Source organism: Pseudomonas sp. MWU12-3103b, assembly GCF_023100615.1.
GTDB lineage: Bacteria > Pseudomonadota > Gammaproteobacteria > Pseudomonadales > Pseudomonadaceae > Aquipseudomonas > Aquipseudomonas putida_A.
Genome location: NZ_JALMEY010000009.1, coordinates 72,787 through 99,737, shown reverse-complemented (window position 1 = coordinate 99,737; position 26,951 = coordinate 72,787). Strand labels below are relative to the sequence as shown.

Annotated in this window: 23 protein-coding genes; 14 read left to right on the top strand and 9 right to left on the bottom strand. The window is 61.7% G+C overall.

Annotated features, from left to right (window positions below; all coding sequences use genetic code 11):
* The first annotated feature begins 327 nt into the window (after positions 1 to 327).
* Positions 328 to 1,107: a TSUP family transporter gene (locus tag M0808_RS15510; protein ID WP_007951261.1), complete on the top strand. Its 780-nt coding sequence runs from the start codon at positions 328 to 330 to the stop codon at positions 1,105 to 1,107.
* Here the strand turns inward: M0808_RS15510 and nudC are convergent.
* The 3 genes from nudC to M0808_RS15495 all read right to left on the bottom strand — a co-directional run bounded on the left by nudC (position 1,075) and on the right by M0808_RS15495 (position 3,729).
* Positions 1,075 to 1,905 (bottom strand): NAD(+) diphosphatase, encoded by an 831-nt coding sequence (gene nudC, locus M0808_RS15505; RefSeq protein WP_247841768.1) that lies wholly within the window; start codon positions 1,903 to 1,905, stop codon positions 1,075 to 1,077. The genes M0808_RS15510 and nudC overlap by 33 nt on opposite strands.
* A 6-nt stretch (positions 1,906 to 1,911) precedes the next feature.
* Positions 1,912 to 2,724, bottom strand: a complete 813-nt coding sequence (locus M0808_RS15500) for a crotonase/enoyl-CoA hydratase family protein (protein ID WP_247841767.1) — start codon at positions 2,722 to 2,724, stop codon at positions 1,912 to 1,914.
* Between the two features lie 231 nt (positions 2,725 to 2,955).
* Positions 2,956 to 3,729, bottom strand: a complete 774-nt coding sequence (locus M0808_RS15495) for a class I SAM-dependent methyltransferase (protein WP_247841766.1) — start codon at positions 3,727 to 3,729, stop codon at positions 2,956 to 2,958.
* A 175-nt stretch (positions 3,730 to 3,904) separates the two neighbouring features.
* Between M0808_RS15495 and M0808_RS15490 the strand changes: the two genes are divergently transcribed.
* From M0808_RS15490 to pncA, 4 genes are all read left to right on the top strand, one after another.
* On the top strand, positions 3,905 to 4,438 hold the full coding sequence (locus M0808_RS15490) for a tetratricopeptide repeat protein (protein WP_247841765.1): 534 nt from the start codon (positions 3,905 to 3,907) through the stop codon (positions 4,436 to 4,438).
* 90 nt (positions 4,439 to 4,528) lie between these two features.
* Complete coding sequence (locus M0808_RS15485; RefSeq protein WP_230679381.1) at positions 4,529 to 4,987, top strand: sigma-70 family RNA polymerase sigma factor; 459 nt, start codon at positions 4,529 to 4,531, stop codon at positions 4,985 to 4,987.
* Positions 4,984 to 5,742, top strand: coding sequence for a transcriptional regulator (locus M0808_RS15480; protein ID WP_247841764.1), 759 nt, complete (start codon positions 4,984 to 4,986; stop codon positions 5,740 to 5,742). The genes M0808_RS15485 and M0808_RS15480 overlap by 4 nt, the downstream gene beginning before the upstream one ends.
* Before the next feature lie 49 nt (positions 5,743 to 5,791).
* Positions 5,792 to 6,418, top strand: a complete 627-nt coding sequence (gene pncA / locus M0808_RS15475; protein ID WP_139054034.1) for a bifunctional nicotinamidase/pyrazinamidase — start codon at positions 5,792 to 5,794, stop codon at positions 6,416 to 6,418.
* Positions 6,419 to 6,531: 113 nt separating this feature from the next.
* Here pncA and M0808_RS15470 read toward each other — a convergent pair whose 3' ends face one another.
* Positions 6,532 to 7,833, bottom strand: a complete 1,302-nt coding sequence (locus tag M0808_RS15470; RefSeq protein WP_247841763.1) for an ATP-binding protein — start codon at positions 7,831 to 7,833, stop codon at positions 6,532 to 6,534.
* A 4-nt stretch (positions 7,834 to 7,837) separates the two neighbouring features.
* Positions 7,838 to 8,539: a response regulator transcription factor gene (locus M0808_RS15465; protein WP_003224662.1), complete on the bottom strand. Its 702-nt coding sequence runs from the start codon at positions 8,537 to 8,539 to the stop codon at positions 7,838 to 7,840.
* Between the two features lie 275 nt (positions 8,540 to 8,814).
* On the opposite strand from M0808_RS15465, the gene M0808_RS15460 reads away from it, so the two are divergent.
* The 8 genes from M0808_RS15460 to M0808_RS15425 all read left to right on the top strand — a co-directional run bounded on the left by M0808_RS15460 (position 8,815) and on the right by M0808_RS15425 (position 19,642).
* Positions 8,815 to 9,972: an efflux RND transporter periplasmic adaptor subunit gene (locus tag M0808_RS15460; RefSeq protein ID WP_096797435.1), complete on the top strand. Its 1,158-nt coding sequence runs from the start codon at positions 8,815 to 8,817 to the stop codon at positions 9,970 to 9,972.
* Between the two features lie 15 nt (positions 9,973 to 9,987).
* A complete protein-coding gene (locus M0808_RS15455) occupies positions 9,988 to 13,086 on the top strand; it encodes an efflux RND transporter permease subunit (RefSeq protein ID WP_247841762.1) in 3,099 nt (1,032 codons plus the stop codon).
* A gap of 371 nt (positions 13,087 to 13,457) precedes the next feature.
* Complete coding sequence (locus M0808_RS15450) at positions 13,458 to 14,099, top strand: DUF1345 domain-containing protein (protein WP_027611985.1); 642 nt, start codon at positions 13,458 to 13,460, stop codon at positions 14,097 to 14,099.
* Between the two features lie 165 nt (positions 14,100 to 14,264).
* Positions 14,265 to 15,293: a LacI family DNA-binding transcriptional regulator gene (locus tag M0808_RS15445; protein ID WP_348773042.1), complete on the top strand. Its 1,029-nt coding sequence runs from the start codon at positions 14,265 to 14,267 to the stop codon at positions 15,291 to 15,293.
* 178 nt (positions 15,294 to 15,471) lie between these two features.
* The gene (locus M0808_RS15440) at positions 15,472 to 16,254 is read left to right on the top strand and encodes an AP endonuclease (RefSeq protein WP_097089680.1); all 783 of its coding nucleotides are present in this window, start codon (positions 15,472 to 15,474) and stop codon (positions 16,252 to 16,254) included.
* Entirely contained in the window at positions 16,247 to 17,254 is a 1,008-nt protein-coding gene (locus tag M0808_RS15435; RefSeq protein WP_247841761.1) for a sugar kinase, read from the top strand. The genes M0808_RS15440 and M0808_RS15435 overlap by 8 nt, the downstream gene beginning before the upstream one ends.
* Positions 17,255 to 17,351: 97 nt before the next feature.
* The gene (locus tag M0808_RS15430) at positions 17,352 to 18,650 is read left to right on the top strand and encodes an MFS transporter (protein WP_247841760.1); all 1,299 of its coding nucleotides are present in this window, start codon (positions 17,352 to 17,354) and stop codon (positions 18,648 to 18,650) included.
* Positions 18,651 to 18,664: 14 nt separating this feature from the next.
* Complete coding sequence (locus M0808_RS15425) at positions 18,665 to 19,642, top strand: D-glycerate dehydrogenase (protein ID WP_247841759.1); 978 nt, start codon at positions 18,665 to 18,667, stop codon at positions 19,640 to 19,642.
* Positions 19,643 to 19,785: 143 nt separating this feature from the next.
* Here the strand turns inward: M0808_RS15425 and M0808_RS15420 are convergent, their stop codons facing one another.
* From M0808_RS15420 to M0808_RS15405, 4 genes are all read right to left on the bottom strand, one after another.
* On the bottom strand, positions 19,786 to 20,973 hold the full coding sequence (locus M0808_RS15420; protein ID WP_247841758.1) for an aminotransferase class I/II-fold pyridoxal phosphate-dependent enzyme: 1,188 nt from the start codon (positions 20,971 to 20,973) through the stop codon (positions 19,786 to 19,788).
* A 41-nt stretch (positions 20,974 to 21,014) separates the two neighbouring features.
* Entirely contained in the window at positions 21,015 to 22,640 is a 1,626-nt protein-coding gene (locus tag M0808_RS15415; protein WP_247841757.1) for a methyl-accepting chemotaxis protein, read from the bottom strand.
* 338 nt (positions 22,641 to 22,978) lie between these two features.
* A complete protein-coding gene (locus M0808_RS15410) occupies positions 22,979 to 24,121 on the bottom strand; it encodes a glycerate kinase (protein WP_247841756.1) in 1,143 nt (380 codons plus the stop codon).
* Between the two features lie 225 nt (positions 24,122 to 24,346).
* Positions 24,347 to 25,465: a sugar diacid recognition domain-containing protein gene (locus tag M0808_RS15405; RefSeq protein WP_247841755.1), complete on the bottom strand. Its 1,119-nt coding sequence runs from the start codon at positions 25,463 to 25,465 to the stop codon at positions 24,347 to 24,349.
* Positions 25,466 to 25,637: 172 nt separating this feature from the next.
* Between M0808_RS15405 and M0808_RS15400 the strand changes: the two genes are divergently transcribed.
* Positions 25,638 to 26,948 (top strand): MFS transporter, encoded by a 1,311-nt coding sequence (locus tag M0808_RS15400; RefSeq protein ID WP_027611996.1) that lies wholly within the window; start codon positions 25,638 to 25,640, stop codon positions 26,946 to 26,948.
* The last annotated feature ends 3 nt before the right edge of the window (positions 26,949 to 26,951 follow it).

The following is a 26,951-nucleotide window of genomic DNA, read 5'->3' as shown; positions in this document are numbered from 1 at the left end:
GTGTCCTCGGGACATTGGGAAGGTCAATGGGACAGAGCAGCAAGCGTGCCAGCGTCCAGAGGGCCGGTTTTATTGGGCTTGAGGCTGATGGAGTTGCATTGTTGGAGGGTGATTTGTTGTCGAGGTGTTGGGTGGGCAACAGTTGAATAGGCGGTGCCTGAGCCGACCTCTTCGCGAGCAAGCCCGCTCCCACAGGTTGAATGCATTCCAGAATGTGGGAGCGGGCTTGCTCGCGAAGGCGTCCGACGGGTCGCCGCAAAAGCCGGATACAGGTAACATGACCGACCTCCCGCAGCCCTTCTGCGCCCTGCCGAATAAGCCGATTCCATGCCTTTCGAACTCAGCGTTGACCTCACCACCCTGGCCGTTCTGGCCCTTGTCGCTTTCATTGCCGGTTTCATCGACGCCATTGCTGGCGGCGGCGGTCTGTTGACCACCCCGGCGCTGCTCACTGCCGGCCTGCCACCGCACCTGGTGCTGGGCACCAACAAACTGAGTTCGACGTTCGGCTCGGCCACCGCCAGTTTCACCTTCTACCGACGCAAACTGTTCCACCCCCGGCAGTGGATGCACGCGATCGTCGGCACCCTGGTCGGTGCGCTCACCGGTGCCGTTGTCGCGCACTACCTGCCGGCGGAATGGCTGAACAAGATGCTGCCGGTGATCGTCTTCGCCTGTGGCCTGTATCTGTTGTTCGGCGGCACGCCAAAAGCGCCGCTGGACAGCGACGCGCCGATCAAGAAGAAATGGCAATCGACCCAAGGCTTCAGCCTCGGTTTCTACGACGGCGTGGCCGGCCCTGGCACGGGTGCGTTCTGGACGGTCAGCAGCCTGCTGCTCTACCCGATCGACCTGGTCAAGGCCAGCGGTGTGGCGCGCAGCATGAACTTCGTCAGCAACATCGCGGCGCTGTCGGTGTTCGTGTTTTCCGGGCAAGTGGACTGGATCATCGGCCTGAGCATGGGCCTGTCGGTGATGGTCGGCGCGTTCTTCGGGGCGCGCACCGCGATCAGCGGCGGCGCCAAGTTCATTCGTCCGGTGTTCATCACCGTGGTATTGGGTTTGACCGTGCGCCTAGCCTGGCAACACTGGTTCAGCGTGGCCTAAGCGGCGGGCCACGTAGACGTCGATCAGGTAACGGGCAATCGATTTTGACGCCGGCAACGGCGGCAGATCGTGCACGTTGAACCACTGGGCGTCCTCGATCTCGTCCTCCTGACAGACGATCTCGCCCCCGGCATATTCGGCATGGAAGCCGAGCATCATCGAATGCGGGAACGGCCAGCACTGGCTGCCCATGTACTGGATGTTCTTCACTTCGATGCTGACTTCCTCGCGTACTTCGCGAATCAGGCAATCCTCCGCCGACTCGCCCGGCTCGGCGAACCCGGCCAGCGTGCTGTAGACCCCGGTGACGAAACGCGGTGAGCGCGCCAACAAAATCTCGTCTCCGCGGGTGATCAGCACGATCATGCTCGGTGAAATGCGCGGATAACTGCGCAGGTCGCACGGCTGGCAATACATCGCCCGCTCACGCGGCACCTGCGTCATCGCCTGCCCACAGTTGCCGCAAAAGCGATGCTCGCGGGCCCAGGTACCGATCTGCGCGGCATAACCCAGCACTTTGTAAACGGTGTGATCGCCATCGAGCATGAACGCCCGCAGACCTTTCCAGTTGCAGCCCGGCACGTCGCTGGAGCTGTGCAATTCCAGCAGATACACCGGCTCGCCATCGAGATGGCCGATGCCGTGTTCGGTGAGAATCGACAACTCCTGACGCTTGAGCCATTCCCGCGGGAACAGCGCGCCGTTGTCATCGAACAGAAAGCCTTCGGGGCTGCGCGCCACGGCCCAGCCGCCGGGTTGATCGGTGTCCAGTACTGCAGTGGTCCAGCGAGCTGTCATGGTTTCTCAATCCAGAAATTCGGGTTTCTGTTTACTCATATGGGCGGCCATGGCCACGCGCAAGTCGGTGGATTGCAACATGGCGGCGTTCCAGGTGGCAACGTATTCGAGGCCGTCATCGATGCGATGGTCGCGCATGTAGCTGATCATTTCCTTGGTGCCGGTCACGGCAATTGGCGATTTGCTGGCGATGTCACGGGCAATGTCCATGACGCCGTCGAGCAGCAGCTCCTTGTCGCCATACACGCGATTGACCAAGCCGATGCTGCGCGCTTCTTCAGCGCCGAAGGTGCGGCCGGTGTAAGCCAGTTCACGCAGCATGCCGTCCCCGATGATCCGTGGCAACCGTTGCAAAGTGCCAACATCGGCAGCCATGCCGATATCGATTTCCTTGATCGAGAACTGCGCGTCTTCGGCGGCGTAGCGCATATCGCAGGCAGCGATCAGGTCGATGGCGCCACCGAGGCAATAACCTTGAATTGCCGCGAGCACCGGTTTGCGGCAGTTGTCGACAGCACTGAACGAGGCTTGCAGGGTGAGGATCTTGCGCCGCAGCAGGCGCGCATTACGGCCGACGTCCTTGCCCAGTTCATTGGCGACGCCGGCGAGCATCATCAGGTCGATACCCGAGGAAAAGTGTTTGCCGTTGCCACTCAGTACCACCACCCGCACTTCGTCGGTGTCATCGATCCACTGGAAAATCTCGACGATCTCGCTCCAGAACGCGGCGTTCATCGAGTTGATCTTTTCCGGGCGATTGATCTGCACATGCGCGATGTTGTCGGCCAGTTCGACGCTGAAGGCGGTGTATTGAGTCATGGCAGTGATCCTTTACCGGGCTGAAAATGAGGCCCGAACTATAACAAGGCATCACGATGGCGGTTCGGCCAAATGCGGGACTGACTTCCACAAAGAGATTTTTGCCGCGCCTTGATCCCTGTAGGAGCTGCCGCAGACTGCGATCCTTTGACTTTCAAGATCAAAAGATCGTCCGATCGCGGCCCGAGCCTTCGGCAGCTCCTACAGGGTTTTGAATGTGCAGCAAAAAATCTAACCGCCCTTCACCGCCACATACGCCGCCGTCTCATAAGGCACCGTCAGCACATGCCGCCCACGCAACACCGGCTCCGAGGCAATCAACGCGCGAATCTGCTCATCAACCTTGTCGCGCTGCGCCTGCGGCAAGGCCGCAATGAAACTGGTGGAGCGCACCCGATTGAAGATCACGTCCTCGGGCGAGCCGGTGTGCCCATGATGAAACTGCTGCAACTGCAACGGCCCGAACGCCGGATGCGGAAACGCCTGACGCCATTGGCCGGTGTAGTAACGCGGCGTGTCCCCCTCCAGCGCATTCACGATAGCGTCGAGTTTCGGCACCCAGCTGACCTGCGTATCGCGCAGGTTCCAGATCAGCCCGAGTCTGCCGCCAGGCTTGAGCACGCGGGCGATTTCCGTCAGGGCTTGCGGGGTGGCGAACCAATGGAACGCCTGCGCGCAGACCACTGCATCCACCGACGCGTCAGGCAGTGGCAGATCGGTCGCGGTACCGCTCACCGCCAACACCTGCGGCCAGGCAGCGGAAAGTTTTTCCAGCATCTGCGCCACCGGTTCCACGGCGATCACCTGCGCGTCGGTGGCCGCCAGCCGGCCGGTGAACTTGCCGGTGCCGGCGCCCAGATCGATGACAGTCTTGTGATTGTCCAGACCCAACGTCTGGGTCAGCCACTGACTGACCTGCGGCGGATAGTCCGGGCGGCCCTTGATGTAGGTGTCAGCGGCAGTCTTGTAGCCGGCAGCAGCGGAATGATGGACCTGATCTTTCATGGCAGTTCCTCGTGTGTCAGCGCCCGGGCATGGCAAAGCGCTGGATGGACGGCAGGCGTAGCCGAGCATAACGCCGCGATTTGCGCGTACCTTGAACAGAGCCTGACAAAGCAATGAATAAAATGCCGGGCTGTGGTGTTCAAAGTGAAACATAACCCTCTGTGGAGCCTTGCCCATGACTATCCGTTCCGTTATGTTCGCCGCCCTGTTGCTGCTGGTCACCGTGTTGTCCGCATCGATGGCGTTTGCCAACGGTGATGAAAGCGCGCCCGTGCAGAAGCCCAACTGCCCCAAAGGCCAGGTCTGGGACAGCAAATCACAGAAATGCGTGCTGCAGACCAGCAGCGCCGTACGGGATGCCGATCGCACCGACTATGCCTACCGATTGGCCAAGGACGGTCGCTACGAAGAGGCCCTGGCCCTGCTCGACACCCTGCAACAACCGAACACCGCCAAAGCCCTCAACTATCGCGGTTACGCCACGCGAAAACTGGGGCGTACCGATGAAGGCATCGGCTATTACCTGCAATCGGTGAAACTCGATCCGCAGTACGCGCAAGTGCGTGAATACCTCGGCGAAGCCTATGTGATCAAAGGCCGCGTCGACCTGGCGCAGGAGCAATTGCAGCAGATCAAATCGATTTGCGGCACCGCCTGCGAGGAATACCAGGACCTGGCTGAAGCCATCAACGATTCATCGAAAACCTGAAACAGATAAAGGAACGCCATCATCGTCAGCGATCAGGCATTCAGAGCGGAACTCGGACAGCATCTGGCGCGACTTTGGCGCTACGGCCTGCTGCTGTCGCGCAATCGGCACGTGGCCGAGGATCTGGTGCAGGCCACGTGCGTGCGGGCGCTGGAGCGTGCCGGCCAATATGTGGCCGGCACGCGAATGGATCGCTGGTTGCTGAGCATCCTGCATTCGATCTGGCTCAACGAAGTGCGCGCCCGCCGGGTGCGTCAGGGCGCCGGTCAGGTCGATGCCGACGGGCAACTGGCCTTCGATGGCGAATACGCCGCGCAGACGCACGTGATGGCGGCGCAAGTAATTCGCCGGGTCGATGCGTTGCCGGAAACCCAGCGCGAAACCGTGTATCTGGCTTATGTCGAAGGCCTGTCCTACCGCGAAGTCGCCGAGATCCTGCAAGTGCCGATCGGCACGGTGATGAGCCGTCTGGCCACCGCGCGCCTGAAACTGGCTGAATACCCGCCCCTGCAAGCCGTGCCGAAAACCACCGGAGGTGACCGCCCATGAACAAGCCCTCCGACGAACAACTGGTGGCCTACCTCGATGACGAGCTGGACCCCGCCTATCGCAGCCAGCTCGACAGCGCGATTGCCGACGATCCGTTGCTCAGCCTGCGCGTGCAATGGTTCGAACGCAGCAGCCTGCCGTACAAGGATGCCTATGACGAACTGGCGCTACAGGCACCGCTGGAACGTTTGCAGGCGCGCCTCGATGCCATCCCCGCCCCTCAGCGGCCGGGCCTGAGTCGACGCTGGTTCATCGGTGCGGCCGCCGCGAGTCTGCTGGCGGGCGGCGTATTGGCCGATCGCCTGTTTCTCGCCTGGCAGTCACAGCAAGCGCATAACTGGCGCGTCTTGGTGGGCGACTATATGGCGCTGTATGTGCCGCAAACCCTCGATCACCTGCCCAGTGACGAAGCCAGCCAGCGCGCGCAACTGCGTGCGGTGGATGCACGATTGGGGCTGAGTCTGTCGCCGGCACTGGTGAGGTTACCGGGCGCCGAACTCAAACGTGCACAAATGCTCGAGTACGACGGTGTGCCGATTGCGCAACTGACCTATCTCGATGCGAAACACGGGCCGCTGGCCTTGTGCGTGACTCGCTCCAACAGTGGCAGCCAGCCTTTGGCGCACGAACGCCGACATGAGATGAACGTGGTGTACTGGACCGAAGGTGAGCATGCGTGGATGTTGATCGGGCACAACCCGGCGCCGGCGCTGGAAGACCTGGCAAAACACCTGGTCGACAAGCTGGGCGCGTGAGTGCCGCTCCACTATGCTGAGCGGGTGATTATCCAAGGAGGAAGCCCCGATGCAGATTTCACCCCGCACCGCCCTGCTGGTCATTGACGTGCAGAACGACTTCATCCCCGGCGGCCAGTTGGCCGTGCCCGAAGGCGATCAGATCGTGCCGCTGATCAATCGCCTCGGTGGCCTGTTCAAACAGGTGGTGATTGCCCAGGACTGGCACCCGAGCGGCCACGCGTCCTTTGCCTCAAGCCACCCCGGACACCAGCCTTACGAGGTAATTCAGTTGCCCTACGGCGAGCAGGTACTCTGGCCGGAGCATTGTGTGCAAGGCACTGCCGGCGCCGAGTTTCACCCCGAGCTGAACCTGCCGCACGCGCAACTGATCATCCGCAAGGGCTGTAATCCGGACATCGACAGCTATTCGGCGTTTCTCGAGGCGGACCGGTGCACCACCACCGGTCTGGCCGGATACCTGAAAGAACGCGGTATCGACACGGTGTACATGGTCGGTCTGGCGCTGGATTTCTGTGTGATGTTTTCCGCGCTGGATGCCCGGGCGGCGGGGTTCAACGCGTTCGTGGTGCTGGACGCCTGTCGTGCCATTGACAGGGATGGGTCACTGGCAGCGGCGATGGAGCGGATGCAGACGGCCGGGGTTGGCTTGATTCAGTCGAACCAACTGATCTGAGCAACACAAACCCCCTGTGGGAGCGGGCTTGCTCGCGAAGGCGGTGTGTCAGATTAATTTATGTCGACTGACACTCCGCCTTCGCGAGCAAGCCCGCTCCCACGGGTTTCGGGTCAAGTCATGTCAGGCAACCACAACCTGAACCGCGCCCCACCCAGCGGCGAACTTTCAACCGTCAAGGTCCCGCCCTGCGCCTCCAGCGCCCGACGGCTGATGGCCAAGCCCAGACCAAAGCCGCCGGTAGCCCGATCACGACTGCGATCAAGTCGATAAAACGGTTCGAAAATCCGCTCACGCTCATCATCCGGGATGCCAATGCCATCGTCGTCGACCCAGATCTCGCAACCATCGGGGCTGACCTGCACGCCAATCTGAATGCGTTTTTCGCAATAGCGCATGGCATTGCGCAGCAGGTTCTGGATCGCTCGGGCGGTCAGGCGCGGATCCAGCGTGAAACGTTCGAGCTGACCGTGCAGCAGCACATCGATGACGATGTCCGGCGAGTCCAGTTCTTCATCGACACTTCCCAGAATGCTGTCGATAAACTCGTCCAGCGAAACCTCGACCTGTTCCGGCAACTGCGCCGGGTTCTGCAGGCGGCTGTAGGACAGCAGTTCCAGCACCAGCTCATCCAGTTCCCGAATGTGTGCGACCAATCCTTGCAGGCGCTCGCGACTGGTCGCCGGCAAATCATCGGACAGCGCCAGGGCCAGACCGAAGTCCAGACGGGTCAGCGGCGTGCGCAATTCGTGGGACACCGCATTCAGCAGGTCGCGCTGCTGGTTGAGCAGATTTTCGATGTCGCCGGCCATGGTGTCGAACACGTTGGCCAGGCTGCCGATGTTGGAACTGGCGGGGATCTGCGTGCGCTCGTTCAGGTGGCCCTTGCCGAAGCGTTCGGCAGCACCCTTGAGGCGTTCCAGATCGCGCCAGTGCGGGCGAATCCACAGCAGCAGGCAGGCGAGCATGCTCGCGCCGATCAGCACGTTGATGCTCCAGTACAACAGATTGACGTCCAGCGGATCCGGCGGCACCACCATTTGCACGGCGACGTCATCGTTCAGCGGCGTGACCGCCAAGGTGCGCCATCCCCAATCGCCGATACGCACCACGTTTTCCCCGGCGCGCAAACGCACCTGCTCTGCGGCGGTGAACCCGGCGTCGTCGATGCGCGCCAGAGCGATGTGCAGCGGCTGGAAGTCTTTGTCCATCGACTGCGCCAAGGCTGGCCACTGATCCTGTGGCACCGCGTGAAACTGCCGGGTGATCAGCGATTGCAGGCCGCGCGAGTAGTCGAGGTTGTAGGTGATGAAGCGCTCGCGGAACGCCATGATCACCAGATCCGGCACCAGATAGATCGCCGCGCTGTAGGAGACGATCGTCACCAGATACAGGCGAAACAGGATTCTGAACATCAGCTCAGCATTCCCACTCGGAGCGGCTGAACAGGTAGCCCTTGCCCCAAACCGTCTTGATCTTGCGCGCCTCGCCGGCGTGGTCGTCGAACTTGCGCCGCAGCTTGGAAATCGCCACGTCTACCGAGCGGTCGGTGCCGTTGAACTCGATGCCGCGCAGGCGTTGCAGGATTTGATCGCGGCTCAGCACTTCCCCGGCATGCCGGGCCAGCACCACCAGCAAATTGTATTCGCCGCTGGACAGTTCCACCGGTTGCTCGCGCCAGGTCACGGTGCGCTCGGACAGGTCAATGCACAGATTGCCCATGACGATGCGATCATTGACCGTCATCGGTTCACCGAGGCTGCTGCGCCGCAGCAAAGTACGCACCCGGGCCAGCAAAACCCGTGGCTCGCACGGTTTGGTGACGTAATCGTCGGCGCCCATTTCCAGGCCCAGCACCTGATCGTGACTGTCGTCGCGAGCGGTCAACATCAGGATCGGCAGCGTCGCCGAATCGGCCCGCAGCAAGCGGCAGACTTGCAAGCCGTCAAGGCCGGGCAGCATCAGGTCGAGGATCACCAGATCCGGCGGATTGATCCGTGCCCGCTCGCGCACGTGATCACCACGGCCGATCACGCTCACGGAATAGCCGTTGCGCTCCAGGTAGCTGGAAATCAGTTCGGCGAGGGCGGTGTCGTCTTCGACCAGGAGGATGTTGGGCATGGGGTGTTCCAGGAAAGTGCTGTGGCGACTGTTTGGGCCTCATCGCGAGCAGGCTCACTCCTACAAGGTTCGTGTCTGACACAGTTCCAATGTAGGAGTGAGCCTGCTCGCGATGGCGGTTTATCTGTCGCAATAAATTTCAAGGCGTAAAGGATATACGCCCTCGCCCGTCCCTGAGTAAAACCCTTACACAATTTCACACAGCGCCTACAAAGCTTCACCGCTACCCTCGGCGTCTGGCCTTAGGATGCGGGCTTCAATATTGGGGGTGGTACATGTCAAAAAATCTTCTGGCCGGGCTCGGCCTGATCGCCGCTGCGCTGTTGCTGAGCGCCTGTGATTCGTCCTCGAAGGCCGAAGAAGAAGCGCCGCCAGCTACCGTGCGCATCGAGACCATCGAGGCCCGCCCCCTGTCGATCAGCAGCGAACTGAGCGGGCGTATCGCCGCCCCGCGCATCGCTGAAGTGCGTGCCCGAGTGGCCGGGGTGGTGTTGCAACGGACCTTCCGTGAAGGCAGCGACGTGAAAAAGGGTGACGTGCTGTTTCGCATCGACCCGGCACCGTTCAAGGCTGATCTCGATAGCGCCGAAGCCGCGCTGCGCAAGGCCGAGGCCAATGCCTTCCAGGCCAGGCTGCAGGAACAACGCTACGCGCAGTTGATCGACGACAAGGCCATCAGCGCTCAGGATTACGACAACGCCCGCGCCAATGCCCGGCAAACCGCCGCCGATGTGGCGGCCAATAAAGCTGCAGTGGAACGCGCGAAGCTGAACCTCGGCTACGCCACCGTCACCGCGCCGATTTCCGGGCGGGTCGGCCGTGCATTGGTCACTGAAGGTGCGCTGGTCGGGCAGAACGAAACCACGCCGCTGGCGCTGATTCAGCAGCTCAACCCGATCTACGCCGACCTTACTCAGTCGACCCGTGAACTCAACGAACTGCGTCGCGCGTTCCGTTCCGGGCAGTTGCAGGCAGTCGGTCAGGATCAGGTCAAGGCCACGCTGATTCAGGATGATGGCAGCCTCTATCCGTTGCCGGGCAAATTGCTGTTCAGCGACATCAGCGTCGATCCGGGCACCGGCCAGATCATTCTGCGCAGCGAGTTCCCGAATCCCGATCTCGACCTGCTGCCGGGCAGCTTCATCCGTGTACGTCTGCAACAAGCCACCGTACAGAACGGCATTACCGTGCCGCAACGTGCGGTGCAGCGTGACAGCGCGGGTATCGCCCAGGTGCTGACTGTCGACGAGCAGATGCGCGTCGCCCAGCAGCCGGTGCAACTGGGCGCGGTGCAGAACGACCGCTGGATCGTCACCGGCGGCCTCAAGCCCGGCGACCGCATTGTCATCGAAGGCCTGCAACACGCCCGTCCAGGCGAAAAAGTGCAGATCGACGACACCCCTCTTCCACTTGCCCAGACCTCTGGTCAGTAAGCAGGACGCTTTCATATGCCGCAGTTCTTTATCGATCGCCCGGTGTTCGCCTGGGTTGTCGCCCTGTTCATCCTGTTAGCCGGTGCGCTGGCCATTCCGCAATTGCCGGTGGCGCAGTACCCCGATGTCGCGCCGCCACAGATCGAAATCTACGCGGTGTACCCTGGCGCCTCGGCGCAGACCGTCGATGAAAGCGTGGTCAGCCTGATCGAAGAAGAACTCAACGGCGCCGATCACCTGCTGTACTTCGAATCGCAGAGCAGCCTCGGCAGCGCGACGATTAAAGCGACGTTCCAGCCGGGCACTAACCCGGAACTGGCTCAGGTGGATGTGCAGAACCGCCTCAAAGTGGTCGAGTCGCGCCTGCCGCAAGCGGTGAACCAGCAAGGCTTGCAGGTGGAGAAAGTTTCCGCAGGCTTCCTGTTGCTGATCACCCTGACCTCCAGCGACGGCAAGCTCGATGACGTAGCGCTCAGTGATTATCTGGCGCGCAATGTGATGAACGAGATCAAACGCATCGACGGCGTCGGCAAAGCACAGTTGTATGGCGCCGAACGGGCGATGCGGATCTGGATCGATCCGCAGAAGCTGATCGGTTTCAACCTGACCCCGGCTGACGTCAACGCCGCCATCGTCGCGCAAAACGCCCAGGTGTCGGCGGGCAGTATTGGCGACTTGCCCAACCCATCCTCGCAGGAAATCACCGCGACCATTCTGGTCAAGGGGCAGTTGTCGACGCCGGAAGAGTTCGCCGACATCGTGCTCAAGGCCAATCCCGACGGCTCCACCGTGCGCATTGGCGATGTGGCGCGGGTCGAGGTCGGCAGTCAGGAATACCAGTTCGGCACGCGCCTCAACGGCAAGCCGTCCACCGCCGTCGGCGTGCAGTTGGCGCCTGGGGCCAATGCGCTGGCGACCGCCACATTGATCCGGGCGAAGATGGACGAACTGTCGCGCTACTTCCCCGCGGGCGTCGAATACAAGATTCCGTACGACACCTCGCCGTTCGTCAAAGTCTCGATCACCAAAGTGGTTTACACCTTGGGCGAAGCGATGCTGCTGGTGTTTGCGGTGATGTTCCTGTTCCTGCAGAACATCCGCTACACGCTGATCCCGACGCTGGTGGTGCCGGTGGCCCTGATGGGCACCTTCGCCACCATGCTCGCGCTGGGTTTCTCGATCAACGTGCTGACCATGTTCGGCATGGTCCTGGCGATCGGCATTCTGGTGGACGATGCTATTGTCGTGGTGGAAAACGTCGAGCGCATCATGGCCACTGAAGGCCTGTCGCCGAAAGAAGCGACGCGCAAGGCGATGAAGCAGATTACCGGGGCGATCATCGGCATTACCCTGGTGCTGGTGGCGGTGTTCATCCCGATGGCGTTCATGCAGGGTTCGGTGGGGGTGATTTACCGGCAGTTCTCGCTGTCGATGGCGACATCGATTCTGTTCTCGGCGTTTCTGGCCCTGACGCTGACGCCTGCACTGTGCGCCACGCTGCTCAAGCCGATCGCCAAGGGCGAGCATCATGAGAAGAGCGGATTCTTCGGCTGGTTCAACCGCCGCTTCGAGCAACTGACCGATCGCTATCAAGGCTGGGTCGGCTACGCGCTGAAGCGCAGCGGGCGTTATCTGCTGATCTACGGCGTGCTGCTGATCGGCATGGGGTTGTGCTTTGCGCGTCTGCCCTCCTCGTTCCTGCCGGTTGAGGATCAGGGGTACACCATCACCGATATCCAGCTGCCGCCGGGTGCAAGCAAGAACCGTACGGTGCAGGTGGTCGAGCAGATCGAAGCGCACAACGCCAGTGAACCGGGGGTTGGCGACAGCACGGTGATTCTCGGCTTCAGCTTCTCCGGCAGCGGGCAGAATGCGGCGCTGGCGTTTACCACCCTCAAGGACTGGTCGGAGCGCGGCAGCGACGATTCGGCTACGTCGATTGCCGATCGCGCCAATATCGCCCTGAGCCAGATCAAGGATGCCATCGCGTTCGCTGTGTTGCCGCCGCCGGTTGACGGCCTCGGCACGTCGAGCGGCTTCGAATTCCGTCTGCAGGATCGCGGCGGTCTCGGTCACGCGACATTGATGCAGGCGCGCACTGAACTGCTCGCCGCCGCAGAAAAAAGCCCGGTGCTGATGAACGTGCGCGAAAGCGCGCTGGCCGAAGCACCGCAGGTACAGCTGGAAGTGGACCGCAAACAGGCCAATGCATTGGGCGTGTCGTTCGCCGACATCGGCAGCGTGTTGTCTACCGCCGTGGGTTCCTCCTACATCAATGATTTCCCCAATCAGGGACGCATGCAGCGGGTGGTGGTCCAGGCCGAAGGCGATCAGCGCAGTCAGGTTGATGATCTGCTGAAAATGCACGTGCGCAACAACGCCGGGCACATGGTGCCGCTGTCGGCGTTCGTCCAGGCGAAATGGACCCAAGGCCCGGCGCAATTGACCCGCTATAACGGCTACCCGGCGATTGCGATTTCCGGCGAGCCATCGCCCGGGCACAGCACCGGCGAGGCCATGGCGGAGATCGAACGGCTGGTCGCCCAAGGGCCGAAAGGTCTGGGTCAGGAATGGACCGGGCTGTCGTTGCAGGAACGCTTGTCCGGCAGTCAGGCGCCGATCCTGCTCGGTCTGTCGTTGCTGATCGTGTTCCTGTGCCTGGCGGCGCTGTACGAGAGCTGGTCGATTCCGACTTCGGTGCTGCTGGTGGTGCCGCTGGGTGTGCTCGGCGCAGTACTGGCGGTGACCTTGCGCGGCATGCCCAACGATGTGTTCTTCAAGGTCGGGCTGATTACCATCATTGGTCTGTCGGCGAAGAACGCGATCCTGATCATCGAGTTCGCCAAGAGCCTGTACGACGAAGGTCACGACCTGATCGACGCGACGTTGCAAGCCGCGCGCCTGCGTCTGCGGCCGATCGTCATGACTTCGCTGGCGTTCATCCTCGGCGTGGTGCCGTTGGCCATCGCCACTGGCGCCAGTTCGGCAAGCCAGCAGGCGATCGGCACCGGAGTGATCGGCGGGATGATCACGGCGACGCTGGCGGTGATCTTCGTGCCGTTGTTCTTTGTGGTAGTGATGAAGCTCGTACAACGCCTCACTAAACACCACTGATCCCTGTGGGAGCGGGCTTGCTCGCGAAGGCATCGTATCAGTCAGTATTGATGTAGCTGACACACCGCTTTCGCGAGCAAGCCCGCTCCCACAAGGTCATCGAACAGTCACGTCAGTGGTCATCCGTTGATTTTCGTGCCGTTGTTCTTTGTGGTAGTGATGAAGCTCGTTCAACGCCTCACTAAACACCACTGATCCCTGTGGGAGCGGGCTTGCTCGCGAAGGCATCGTGTCAGTCAGTATTCATGTAGCTGACACAGCGCTTTCGCGAGCAAGCCCGCTCCCACAAGGTCATTCGAACAGTCAAGTCAGTGGTCATCCGAGACGTCGCTGGGCTAAGGTGTAAAAACATCCTGGCCCATCGAGTCCCCATGCGCTTTCTCGCCCGCACCCACCCTCGCCTGTCCGCCGCCGCTTTGGTCGGCCTTGCCACCGGCCTGCTGGTCCCTGCCGACTCCGTCGTCAGCAAAATCCTCATCGGCTGGAACGCCGGCGTCTGGACTTACCTGATCCTGATGTTCTGGCTCGCCACCCGGGCCAAGGCGCCGGACGTCAAACGCATCGCCGTCGTCGAAGACGAGAATGCCGGACTGGTGCTGTTCGTGGTGTGCATCGCAGCATTGGCCAGCCTGGCCGCCATCACCCTGGAACTGGCCGGCACCAAGGATCTGGATACCCATCACAAACTTCTGCATTACGCGTTCACCGCCGTCACCGTCGTAGGTTCCTGGCTGGTGATCGGGGTGATCTTCTGTGTGCACTACGCGCGCCTGTTTTACACCTGGGACGGCAAGGAACCGGCCCTGCGTTTCGCTGAAGGTCTGACCACGCCCAATTATTGGGACTTCCTGTATTTCTCCTTCACCATCGGCGTGGCAGTGCAGACTGCCGATGTCGGCGTGGCTACCCGCGATATTCGCAAGATCGTCCTGGCGCAATCATTGATCGGTTTTGTGTTCAACACCGCGATTCTGGGCTTTTCGATCAATATTGCTGCCGGCCTGTTTGGCTGAGCATTGCGCAGATACTTCAGTAACGCTAAGCACCGCCCGTCGGCGCCAAGTTGAAGTACCACGCGCATTCACTTGACGGAGTGTCAGCTTCTGGTGTTTCCTGAAACCGGTTTCAGCGCCATCGCGGCGCACGAAACGAATAAATCCAATAATAGGTTTCAGACCGTGAACGACTTCTCCGCCGCCCAGCGCAGCCGCGTGACCATGCTTGATGTTGCCGAACGCGCCGGCGTATCCAAGGCCAGCGTCTCGCGCTTCATCGGCGACGACCGCGCCCTGCTCTCCGATGCCATCGCCTTGCGTATCGAGCAGGCGATCAGTGAGCTGGGTTATCGCCCGAACCAGATGGCCCGTGGTCTGAAACGCGGGCGCACGCGCCTGATCGGCATGCTGGTGGCCGATATCCGCAACCCTTATTCGATTGCCGTGATGCACGGGGTGGAAACCGCCTGCCGTGCGCACGGCTACAGCCTGGTGGTGTGCAACACCGACCGCGACGACGAGCAGGAGCGCCAGCATCTGGCGCTGTTGCGCTCGTACAACATCGAGGGGCTGATCGTGAACACCCTTGGCCATCACCGTGACGAACTCCACGAGTTGCACCGGGAAATGCCCTTGGTGCTGGTGGACCGCAAGGTCGATGGCCTCGACAGCGACATGGTCGGGCTGAACAATCCGCAAGCTGTTGAGATGGCGCTGAAGCACCTGGAACAGCGGGGCTATCTCGATGTGTTGCTGGTGACTGAGCCTTATGACGGCACCAGTTCGCGGATCGAGCGGGTCAGCAGTTTTCAGACGCAGATCGCCCAGCGCTCCGGGTTGACCGGGGCGGTGCTGGAAACCAGCGACGCACTCGCTACTCATCTTCAAATCTTTTTGGACACACCGGCGACCGGGCCGAAAGCACTGTTCTGCGCCAACGGTGTGGCAGCGCTGGCCTGTACCCTGGCCTTGCGCGAAATCGGTTGCCGATTGTTCGAGGATGTCGGGCTGATTGCCCTGGATGATCTGGATTGGTACCCGTTGGTCGGCAGCGGAATTACCGCCCTCGCCCAGCCCACAGCCGAGATCGGCGCGCGGGCGTTTGAATGTTTGCTCAAGCGTTTGCGGGGGGATGTCGAGGTAGCGCGCAGAGTGGATTTTGCGCCGGTGCTGATTGAGCGCGGTTCTACCCGGGGGACTGGTGGTGTTTGAGCTGACGCCTTCGCTGGCAAGCCAGCTCCCACAGGGTTTTGTGGTGTTAATGCAATCCATCCAATACCCCAGAACATTGTGGGAGCTGGCTTGCCAGCGACGAAGCCCAAAAGACCATCAAAAAACCATCTGATATTTTTTTGAACAAAAATGAAACCGGTTTCAGAGGTGGATAACAATGAATAAACCTGCCGTTTCCATCAGCCTTTCCAGCTACGGCGCCGAGCTTGTGCGCCAACGCGGGCAAGACTTCTTCATCGATGTGCTGGCCGCCGCTGGCGCTGATCGCATCGAATGGCGCGAAGAGCTGCTGACTCGCGAAGTGCCCGAGCAACTGCAAGCCGCCACTCGGGCGCAGGGACTGCAAAGCATCTATTCGTCGCCGAGCGAACTGTGGCTCGCCGGTCAGGCGCGGCCCAATCCCGAGCTGATCAACGCCCTGCAACACGCAGAGGCATTCGGCTCGAAATGGCTGAAAGTCTCGCTCGGTTACTTCACCGACAACTGTGATCTGCAAGTGCTGAAACAACTGCTGGGCAACAGCCCGGTGCAGTTGCTGGTGGAAAACGACCAGACCTTGCAGGGCGGCCGCATCGAGCCGTTCCAGCGTTTTTTCGCGGCGGTGGAGCAGCATGATTTGCCGATCAAGATGACCTTCGATATCGGCAACTGGCAGTGGCAAGACCAGTCCGCCGCCAACGCCGCACGTCTGCTCGGACGCCACGTCGGCTACGTGCACTGCAAAGCCGTGGCCCGCCGCGCCGACGGCAAACTGGTCGCCGTGCCGCCCGCCGTCAGCGACCTGCATTTGTGGGAACAACTGCTGCGGCACATGGCCCAAGGCGTTATGCGTGCCGCCGAATACCCGTTGCAGGGCGATGACCTGGTAGCGTTGACCACGGAACACGTCGCCGCCCTCGCCCGCCTTGGCCAATCGCGTCTGGAGCCTGCCCATGTCTGACATCGATATTCTGTCGTTCGGCGAAACAATGGCGATGCTGGTCGCCGAGCAGACCGGTGATCTGGCTGCAGTCGAGCATTTTCACAAACGCATCGCAGGCGCCGACAGCAATGTGGCGATCGGTCTGTCGCGCCTGGGCTTCAATGTGGCGTGGCTGAGCCGGGTCGGCGCCGATTCCCTCGGACGTTTCGTGGTCGAGACCTTGATCAAGGAAGGTCTGGATTGCAGTCACGTCGCGGTCGATCACCAGCACCCGACCGGTTTCCAGTTCAAGTCGCGCACCGACGACGGCAGCGACCCGCAGGTCGAGTATTTCCGCCGTGGCTCGGCGGCCAGTCATCTGTCATCGCTGTCGATCACTGACAGCCTGTTAAGCGCTCGCCACCTGCACGCCACCGGGATTCCACCGGCGCTGTCAGCGAGCGCCCGGGAAATGTCGTTCGAGCTGATGACACGCATGCGCCATGCCGAGCGCAGCGTGTCGTTCGATCCCAACCTGCGCCCAAGTCTGTGGGCCTCTGAGCAAGAGATGATCCGCGAGATCAACCGCCTCGCCGCCCTCGCCCACTGGGTCTTGCCGGGCTTGAGCGAAGGTCGCTTGCTGACCGGCTTCGAAGACCCGGCGGACATCGCGGCGTTTTATCTCGATCAGGGCGCCGAAGCCGTGGCGATCAAGCTTGGGCCGCAAGGTGCCTATTACCGCACGCATCTGGATCAGGGTTTTGTCGCCGGGGTTCCGGTGGCCAACGTGGTCGACACCGTGGGTGCGGGTGATGGCTTTGCGGTTGGCATGATCAGTGCCCTGCTGGAGCATCAGAGTTTTGCCGAGGCGGTGCAACGCGCGAACTGGATTGGCAGTCGGGCGGTGCAGAGTCGCGGGGATATGGAGGGGTTGCCGACCCGGTCTGAACTCATCGTTGAATTCGAGGCCGCTGATCGCGAGCAGGCTCACTCCTACAGTGGATCTCCGCCAGTCACAGCTGCAGCGGCAAACACATAACCCTTGTAGGAGTGAGCCTGCTCGCGATGAGGCCCGCTTGATCACCGCAAAAATTTGAACCTGCTGCGACAAAAACAACAAGCTCAGGAGCAACACCATGAAATCCGTAACCCTCGCCGCCCGCCGCTGGTGGTACATCATGCCGATCGTGTTCATCACCTACAGCCTGGCGTATCTCGACCGCGCCAACTACGGCTTTGCCGCCGCGTCCGGCATGGCCGCCGACCTGATGATCACCCCGGGCCTGTCTTCATTGCTCGGCGCGCTGTTCTTCCTCGGTTACTTTTTCTTCCAGGTACCGGGAGCGATCTACGCGCAGAAGCACAGCGTGAAAAAGCTGATTTTCTTCAGCCTGATTTTCTGGGGCGGCCTCGCCACCCTGACCGGCGTCGTGTCCAACGCCTACTGGCTGATCGTGATTCGCTTCATGCTCGGTGTGGTAGAAGCCGCGGTGATGCCGGCGATGCTGGTTTACCTGTGCCACTGGTTCACTCGCGCCGAACGCTCGCGGGCCAACACCTTTCTGATCCTCGGCAACCCGGTAACGATGCTGTGGATGTCGGTGGTTTCGGGCTATCTGGTGCAGCACTTCAGCTGGCGCTGGATGTTCATCATCGAAGGTCTGCCGGCGGTGATCTGGGCGTTTATCTGGTGGAAGCTGGCCGATGACCGTCCGGCTCAGGCCAAGTGGCTGAGCGAGCAGGAAAAGCACGATCTGGAGAGCGCTCTCGCCGCCGAACAGGTCGGGATCAAAGCGGTGAAGAACTACGCCGAAGCGTTCCGCTCGCCGAAGGTGATCATTCTGGCGCTGCAGTTTTTCTGCTGGAGCATCGGCGTCTACGGCTTCGTGCTGTGGCTGCCGTCGATCCTCAAGGCCGGCGCGCAAATGGACATGATCGAGGCCGGCTGGCTGTCGGCGCTGCCGTATCTGGCGGCGGTGATCGGCATGCTCGCGGTGTCGTGGGGTTCGGACAAACTGCAGAAGCGCAAACGCTTCGTCTGGCCGCCGCTGCTGATCGCCTCCATCGCGTTCTATGGCTCTTACGCCTTGGGCGCGGAACATTTCTGGTGGTCGTACACGCTGCTGGTGATCGCCGGCGCCTGCATGTACGCGCCGTACGGGCCGTTCTTCGCCATCGTTCCGGAGATCCTCCCGGCCAACGTTGCCGGTGGCGCCATGGCGCTGATCAACAGCATGGGCGCGCTCGGTTCGTTCGGCGGCTCGTACCTGGTTGGCTATCTGAACAGCTCCACCGGTTCGCCCAGTGCTTCGTACCTGCTGATGAGCGGCGCGTTGCTGCTGTCGGTGGTGCTGACGATTTTTCTCAAGCCTGGCGCCAGTGATCGTGTCGTGGCCAAAGCCGTAGTCACGCGTCCCATGCCGGCGCATTCCTGAAGAGATTTTTGCCCATGAAAAAGCAAGTCGTGCTGTACAAGAAACTCTCGCCGGCGCTGATGACGCGTCTGCAGCAACAGTGTGAAGTGACGTTGATCGAAAGCCTCGACGCCGACGGCCTGATGAAGCTGCGTGACGCCCTGCCCGGCGCCCATGGCTTGCTCGGCGCCAGCCTGAAACTCGACGCCGCGTTGCTCGACCTGGCGCCGCAACTGCAGGCGATTGCCAGCGTCTCGGTCGGTGTCGACAACTACGACATCGACTACCTGACCCGGCGCAAGATCCTCCTTAGCAACACCCCGGACGTGCTCACCGAAACCACCGCCGACACCGGTTTCGCGCTGATCCTCGCCACGGCCCGGCGCGTGGTGGAACTGGCGAACATGGTGCGCAGCGGCCAATGGCATCGCAACATCGGCCCGGCGCATTTCGGCACCGATGTGCATGGCAAGACCCTGGGCATCATCGGCATGGGCCGTATCGGCGAAGCGCTCGCGCAGCGCGGGCATTTCGGTTTTGGCATGCCGGTGCTCTATCACAGCCAGTCGCGCAAACCGGCAGTCGAGGCGCGTTTTGACGCGCAGTACCGTAGCCTTGAGGCGCTGCTGCAAGAGGCGGATTTCATCTGCCTGACCCTGCCGCTGACTACACAGACCGAAGGCCTGATCGGCGCCGAGCAATTTGCGCTGATGCGCCCCGAGAGCATCTTCATCAATATCTCGCGCGGCAAAGTGGTGGATGAAGCGGCGCTGATCGACGCGTTGCGCCACCAGCGGATTCGCGCAGCGGGGCTGGATGTATTCGAGCGTGAACCGTTGAATCATGATTCGCCGTTGTTGCAGTTGAACAATGTGGTGGCAACCCCGCACATGGGTTCGGCGACGCATGAGACACGCGAGGCGATGGCGCGGTGTGCGGTGGACAATCTGCTGGCGGCTTTGGCTGGGGAGAAGCCGGCGAATCTGGTGAATCCGGTGGCTTGGCAGGGCTGAAAAATGCGCTGAATGGCAGATTGCATTCGCGAGCAAGCCCGCTCCCACAGGGTTCGGTGTGTACAGATAACATTATGTACACACCCATCCACTGTGGGAGCGGGCTTGCTCGCGAAGAGGCCAGTTCAGACAACACAAGACTGTCAGGCACTACGCACCTGCAACAGCTGCACCGCACACAACGCAATCCGCGCACAGGCATCCGCCAGCTGCACCCGATCCAGCACCAGCCCGATGCGAATATGCCCCGCCGCACTCGGCCCGAACGCTTCGCCAGCCAGCACAGAGACCCCATAACCTTCCAGCAAGCGCTCGGCAAACGCCTGCGCGCCAAACCCGGTCTGGCGCACATCGACCATCACGAACATCCCGCCATCCGGGCGGATCGGCTGCAACCCCGGACAACCGCGCAAACGCTCGCACACCAGATCGCGGCGCAACCGATATTCCTCGCGCATCTGCGTCACCTCCGGCAGATCGCTTGCCAACGCGACCTCCGCTGCTTTCTGCACAAAATCCGGCAGACCGAACAACATGCTCAACGACAGGTTCACCAGATGCTCGGCCAGCACCTTCGGCCCGATCGACCAGCCAATGCGCCAACCGGTCATGGCATGGGATTTCGACAGGCTGTTGATGGTTGCCGTGCGTTCGGCCATGCCCGGCAGGCTCGCCGGGCTGATGTGTTCGCCCTCGTAGAGCAGATCGCTGTAGACCTCGTCACTGATCAGCCATAAATCGTGGCGCACGCACAGCGCCGCCAGCTCTTGCCAGATCAGCAGCGACAGGCTCGCGCCGGAAGGATTATTCGGACTGTTGAGCAACATCGCGCGGGTCTTCGGCGTGATCCGCGCAGCGACATCAGAGGGATCAACACGAAAGCCGTTTTCCGGTCGAACCGGCACCGGCACCACCGTCGCACCGCACGCGCCGAACACGCCCTCGTAGGTCACGTACATCGGCTCGGCGACGATCACTTCATCGCCCGGATCCAACAGACATTGGGCCACCGAATACACCGCGCATTGCGCGCCGGGCAGCACGATCACGTGCTCGGCATCCACCACCTGACCGCTGCGCCGCTGGTGGCGGGCGGCGATCAATTTGCGCAGCGCCAAGCGGCCACGTACTTCGGAATAATGCGTATCGCCGGCCAGCAGACTGTCGATGGCACCATGAATGATCGGCAGCGGCGTATCGAAATCCGGATCCCCCACGCTCAGCAGCAGGATATCGACGCCCTCGGCGCGCAGCTCCAGCGCTCGGTCATGAATCTGCCAGGCTGCGGCTCCCTCCCCGGCGATTCGTTGGGTCAAGGCTGAATAACGCATGCACGTCTCCTGATTGCGCGGTCTCCAGCCTTCACCCTAGGTCAAATCACAAACCGCGCCACCATGGCATTCAAATCCACCGCCAGACGCGACAGCTCATGGGTCGCAGCGCTGGTCTGGTTGGCTCCGGCGGCGGACTGCGTGGCCAGATCACGGATGTTGACCAGGTTGCGATCAACTTCACGGGAGACCTGCGCCTGTTCTTCCGAAGCGCTGGCGATCACCAGGTTGCGCTCGTTGATCTGGTGGATCGACTGGGTGATTTGCTCCAGCGCCACACCCGCAGCGCGGGCCATTTCCAGAGTGGTCTGGGTGCGCTGGTTGCTTTGCTGCATCGACGACACCGCTTCGCCGGTACCGTTCTGGATGCCAGCGACCATTTTTTCGATTTCCTGAGTCGATTGCGCGGTGCGATGTGCCAAGGCACGCACTTCGTCCGCCACCACCGCAAATCCGCGTCCGGCCTCACCGGCACGCGCTGCTTCGATCGCCGCGTTGAGGGCCAGCAGGTTGGTCTGTTCGGCGATGGCGCGGATCACATCCAGCACCTTGCCGATGTCGCGCCCCTGCGCGGCGAGGCCTTCGATCATTTGCGCGGTGCTCTGCACGTCATGGGTCATGGTCTGGATCGCGTCGACGGTTTTCACCACTTGATCGCGACCTTCACGGGCGGCCTGGGTCGACTGGTTCGAGGCTTCGGAGGTCGATACCGCGTTGCGTGCGACTTCCTCCACAGCGGCGGTCATTTCGTTGACGGCGGTGGCGGCTTGTTCGATCTCGTTGTTCTGCTGTTGCAGGCCACGGGAAGCCTCCTCGGTGACAGCGCTCAACTCTTCGGCCGCGGCGCCGAGTTGCGTGGCGGAACCGGCGATCTGTTCGATGGTTTTGCGCAGGTTGGTCTGCATCGTGGCCAACGCTTGCAACAGCTGTGTGGCTTCGTCCTTGCCGTCGACTTCAATCGACTGGGTCAAATTGCCGCCAGCGATGGTTTGCGCAGCCTGTACCGCACGGTTCAATGGGGTGACGATGCTGCGGGTCAGCAACAGGGCCAGCAGTACCGTGGCGAGCGCGGCGACCACGGCAACAACGATGATGCCGGTAATGGCGCTGTCGTAATGCTCACCGGCCTGGGTGGAGGCGACTTTCGCACCCGCCGCGTTGATCGCGATCAGCTTGTTGAGTTGCTCGCCCATCTGGTCGGTGCCGTCCTTGATTCGCGTGTTGATCAAGGTGCGCATCTCGTCGACCTTGTCCTGACGCGACAGCTCCATCATCTGGTTTTGCGCTTGCAGGTAGTTGTCGAGCGTGGTCGCGAACGTCTGATACAACGCACGCTCTTCGCTCTCTGCCGGCAACGCGGCGTAGCTGGCCTGAGCACTGCGCACCTTGTCCACCAGCACGCCGATGCGCGTTTGAGCCTCTTGCAGACCTGCCGGGTCACGGTTGACCAGAATCCGGAACGACAGAATCCGCAGGCGCAGAACGTTTTCCGTGACCACGCCAAGGTAGGTGACGCTGGGCAGTTGGTTGGTATCCATGTCGATGGAAGCCTGGCGGATGGTCGACATGCGGTTGACGGCGAACACACCAAGGACAATCACCAGCAAGGCGATAAAGGCAAAACCGAGGAAGGCACGGGGCGCGATATTCAGGTTACGCAAGGACATGGTTGGACTCTCGGATAGAGGTAGCTGCGAGCGTCCGTGCCGTCATCACTGGCCCTTGGGGGCGGGACCAGTCAGGCGTCACTGTTCGAGGGAATCTGTGTGCGCCTGATCTCTGTATCGGCGGGGCTTTAGGAAGATTTCGTGTAAAGCGAAAATATTTTTCAAGGTGTTTCACCACTGAAACACCCTGACACCAACCCTCTGTGGCGAGGGGATTTATCCCCGATCGGCTGCGCAGCAGTCGCAAAATCTCAAAACTGGTTTTTTGCGAAAAACGCGGGGGGGCTGCTTCGCAACCCATCGGGGATGAATCCCCTCGCCACAACATCTTCACGCAATCAGCTATTGAGTTTGGCCATCTGCCAGACGCGGGCAATGTCAGTCGCCCGTTCGCGCAACAAGCGTGGAGCTTCGGCACAGGCCTGCTCCAGGGTCATCGGGCCGCTGGTGACGGCGAATGCGGCGTCGATGCCGTGCTCGTAGAGTTCCTGATAACCCTCACCCAAGGTGCCGGCGATGACGATCACCGGCACGCCGTGCTGCTTGGCAATCCGCGCCACGCCGAACGGGGTCTTGCCGCGCAGGGTTTGCGCGTCGAACCGCCCTTCTCCCGTGATCACCAGATCGGCGCCGTTGACCGCTTCGGCCAGCCCCACCAACTCGGCCACCACTTCCACGCCGGCCTGAAATTGCGCGCCAAGAAACGCCTTGGCCGCAAAGCCCAGTCCGCCCGCTGCCCCGCTGCCCGGCTCATCGCGAACGTCCTTGCCCAACGCTTGCGCGCAGAGCTCGGCGAAGTGCCCCAGCGCCTGATCCAGTTGCTGAACCTGCGCCGGTGAAGCGCCCTTTTGCGGGCCGAAAATCGCCGAGGCGCCGTGCGGGCCGCACAGCGGGTTGTTGACGTCGGCGGCGATGTCGAAGCGCACGTGGGCCAGACGCGGATCAAGCTCACTCAAATCCAGCCGCGCCAGTTGCGCCAGTGCCAAGCCGCCCGGCACCAATGGCTGACCCTGCGCATCGAGCAATTTCACCCCAAGCGCCTGCATCGCGCCGGCGCCGCCGTCGTTGGTGGCGCTGCCGCCAATCGCCAGAATCACCCGTTGCGCGCCGGCATCCAGCGCGGCGCGAATCAGTTCGCCGGTGCCGAAGGTGCTGGTGATGCATGCATCGCGTTGCCCCGTAGGCACTAATTGCAAACCACTGGCCTCGGCCATTTCGATGATCGCGGTGTGATTGTGTGGCAACCAGCCCCACGCGGCGTCGACCGGCGCACCCAGCGGCCCGCGTACTCGGGTGCGGCGCAGTTCACCCTCGCAAGCGGCGAGAATCGATTCCACCGTGCCCTCGCCGCCGTCGGCCATCGGGCATTTGACCAGTGTTGCTTGCGGCCAGACTTGCGCCAGCCCCAGCGCAATGGCCTCGGCAACGCCTTGGGCACTTAGGCTGTCCTTGAACGAATCGGGGGCGATGACGATCTTCATGCGAATTCTCCAGTTCCAATGCACCTCATGCTGCCAGTCGGCCTGCGCATTGACGCCGGTCCGCTGCACAAGTGCGGTGGGCGTTTATTGTTCATTTCTACAAAAGCCCAGCGAGATATGCGCTGGATGTACCGGCCTCTTCGCGAGCAAGCCCGCTCCCACCCTAGAATGCGTTCCTCCTGTGGGAGCGGGCTTGCTCGCGAAGGCGTCGGTGAAAACACCCAATCAACCCGGATCAGTCTGCGGCAGCAATTGCACCCCGAGATACAACGCCAACATCCCGTCCAGCCGCATCGGGTCTACCCCGCTCAACTCGGCAATCCGCTCCATCCGGTAACGCAGACTGTTGCGATGGATGCCCAGCGCATCGGCGCAGGCCTGACTCTGCCCGTCGTGTTCACACCAACTGCGCAGGGTCGCGAGCAACTGGCCATTGCCGTCCTTGGCGATAACTTTGCGCAACGGTTTGAGCAATTCATCCAGCGCATCATCGTTGCGATGGCGCCAGAGCATCACCGGCAAGCGATAGCGATTGAGCGTCAGCAAGCGCGAATTCGGCAGCACTTCCCGGCCATAAGCCAGCAGATCGCCAACCCGCCGATAACAGCGGCGTAACCCGGCCAGCCCATCCGCCTGCCCGCCCACAGCGATGCGCAGAATGTTCCAGCCGAGGCCATCGAGTTTTTCCAGCAGGCGATCATGCTCAACCGTTTGACTTGCGGGTCGGCACCACAGCAGCGACGACTTGGCCGAACTGACGCACCAGCTGTCCGGATAGCGCGAGGTCAGCCACGCGCTCAACGCCTCGACGGTTTGCCCCGGCCCATGCTCCAGACCCAGTTCGAACAGATACGGCACCCGGGTCAACTGCGGCTTGAGCCCCAGTTGCTGCGCCTCATCGATCAGTCGCGGCGAGTCGCCGGCTTCGCTCAACAGCAACGCCAACAGGTCATCGCAACGCTGGCGCCGCCATTGCTGCTCGGCCTGCTGGTTGCGCTGACCGACGAGCATTTCGGCGGTCATGCGCACCAGTTCGGCGTAGGTGCGCAGTTGCTCCGGTTCGCCGGTAATACCGAGCACGCCGATCAGGCGTTGATCGAGCATCAGCGGCAGGTTGATCCCCGGCTGCACACCCTTCAAGTGCACAGCGGTTTGTGCATCGATCTCTACCACCCGCCCGTTGGCCAGCACCAGTTGCGCACCTTCGTGACGGGTGTTGATGCGCTCCGGCTCGCCGCTGCCAAGGATCAGGCCCTGGCTGTCCATGACGTTGACGTTGTAGGGCAAAATGGCCATGGCCCGGTCGACGATATCCTGAGCGAGGTCGTGATCGAGTTCGAACATGATCGGCAAAATCCTTAAGCAGCGGCGGCGGACGGTTGTTCACCCGCACAGGGTCTGGCGGCAAACCCTGTGCTCAGGCACAAAGACAATCCGGCCACAGGTGGCCGAGACTCTCGGGGCGATCAACGTTAACCTGTGCATCGCAAAAAATCATAATAAAGAGAGAGCCGCTATGTCGCAGAGCGCCGCAGCTACCCAGACCATCGACGACGGTAAAAACGCCGTCTACAAACGCATCACCCTGCGTTTGATCCCCTTCATCTTCATCTGCTACCTGTTCAACTACCTCGACCGGGTCAACGTTGGCTTCGCCAAACTGCAGATGCTCGACGCATTGAAGTTCAGTGAAACCGTTTACGGCCTCGGTGCCGGGATCTTCTTCATCGGCTACGTGCTGTGCGGCGTGCCGAGCAACCTGGCGCTGACCCGATTCGGCCCGCGACGCTGGATCGCGCTGATGATGATCACTTGGGGCACGCTGTCGACCTGTCTGTTGTTCGTCACCACCCCGACCCAGTTCTACACCCTGCGCCTGTTCACCGGTGCGGCCGAAGCGGGGTTCTTCCCGGGTGTGGTGCTGTACCTCTCGCAGTGGTTCCCGACGTTCCGCCGTGGACGGATCATGGCGCTGTTCATGTCGGCAATTCCGGTCTCGGGCCTGCTAGGCAGCCCATTCTCCGGCTGGATCCTCAATCACTTCGCCGCCGGGCAAGGTGGACTGGCCGGCTGGCAGTGGATGTTCCTGCTGCAAGGCATTCCAACCGTGATCCTCGGCGCCCTCGCCTATTTCCTGCTCAGCGACAGCTTCGCCAATGCCAAGTGGCTGAGCCCGCACGAGCGCGCGGTGCTTGAGGCGGATCAGGCCGAAGACCTGGCGAACAAACCGAAAACCACCTCGGACTCGCTGCTCGCGGTATTCAAGAACCCGGCGATCTGGGCGTTTGGCCTGATCTACTTCTGCATCCAGAGCGGCGTGTACGCGATCAACTTCTGGCTGCCGTCGATCATCAAGAACCTCGGCTTCAGCGACAACCTGGTGATCGGCTGGCTGAGTGCGATCCCCTATCTGCTGGCGGCGGTGTTCATGCTGCTGGTGGGGCGTTCGGCGGACTTGCGCAAAGAGCGTCGCTGGCACTTGGTCGTACCGATGCTGATGGGCGCGCTCGGTCTGCTGATCGCGGTGAACTTCGCCGCCAACCCGGCCATCGCCATCCTCGGCCTGACCATTGCAACCATGGGCGCGCTGACCGGCCTGCCGATGTTCTGGCCGGTGCCGACCGCCCTGTTGAGCGCAGGCGCGGCGGCCGGTGGTCTGGCGTTGATCAACTCGATGGGGCAAATGGCCGGTTTCCTCAGCCCGTACCTGGTGGGTTGGGTCAAGGACAGCACCGGTTCGACCGATGCGGCGTTGTATCTGCTGGCGGGTGTGATTGTCGGCGGCAGCTTGCTGGCGTTGCGCATGACGCGGACGCTGCGGGCTTAATCA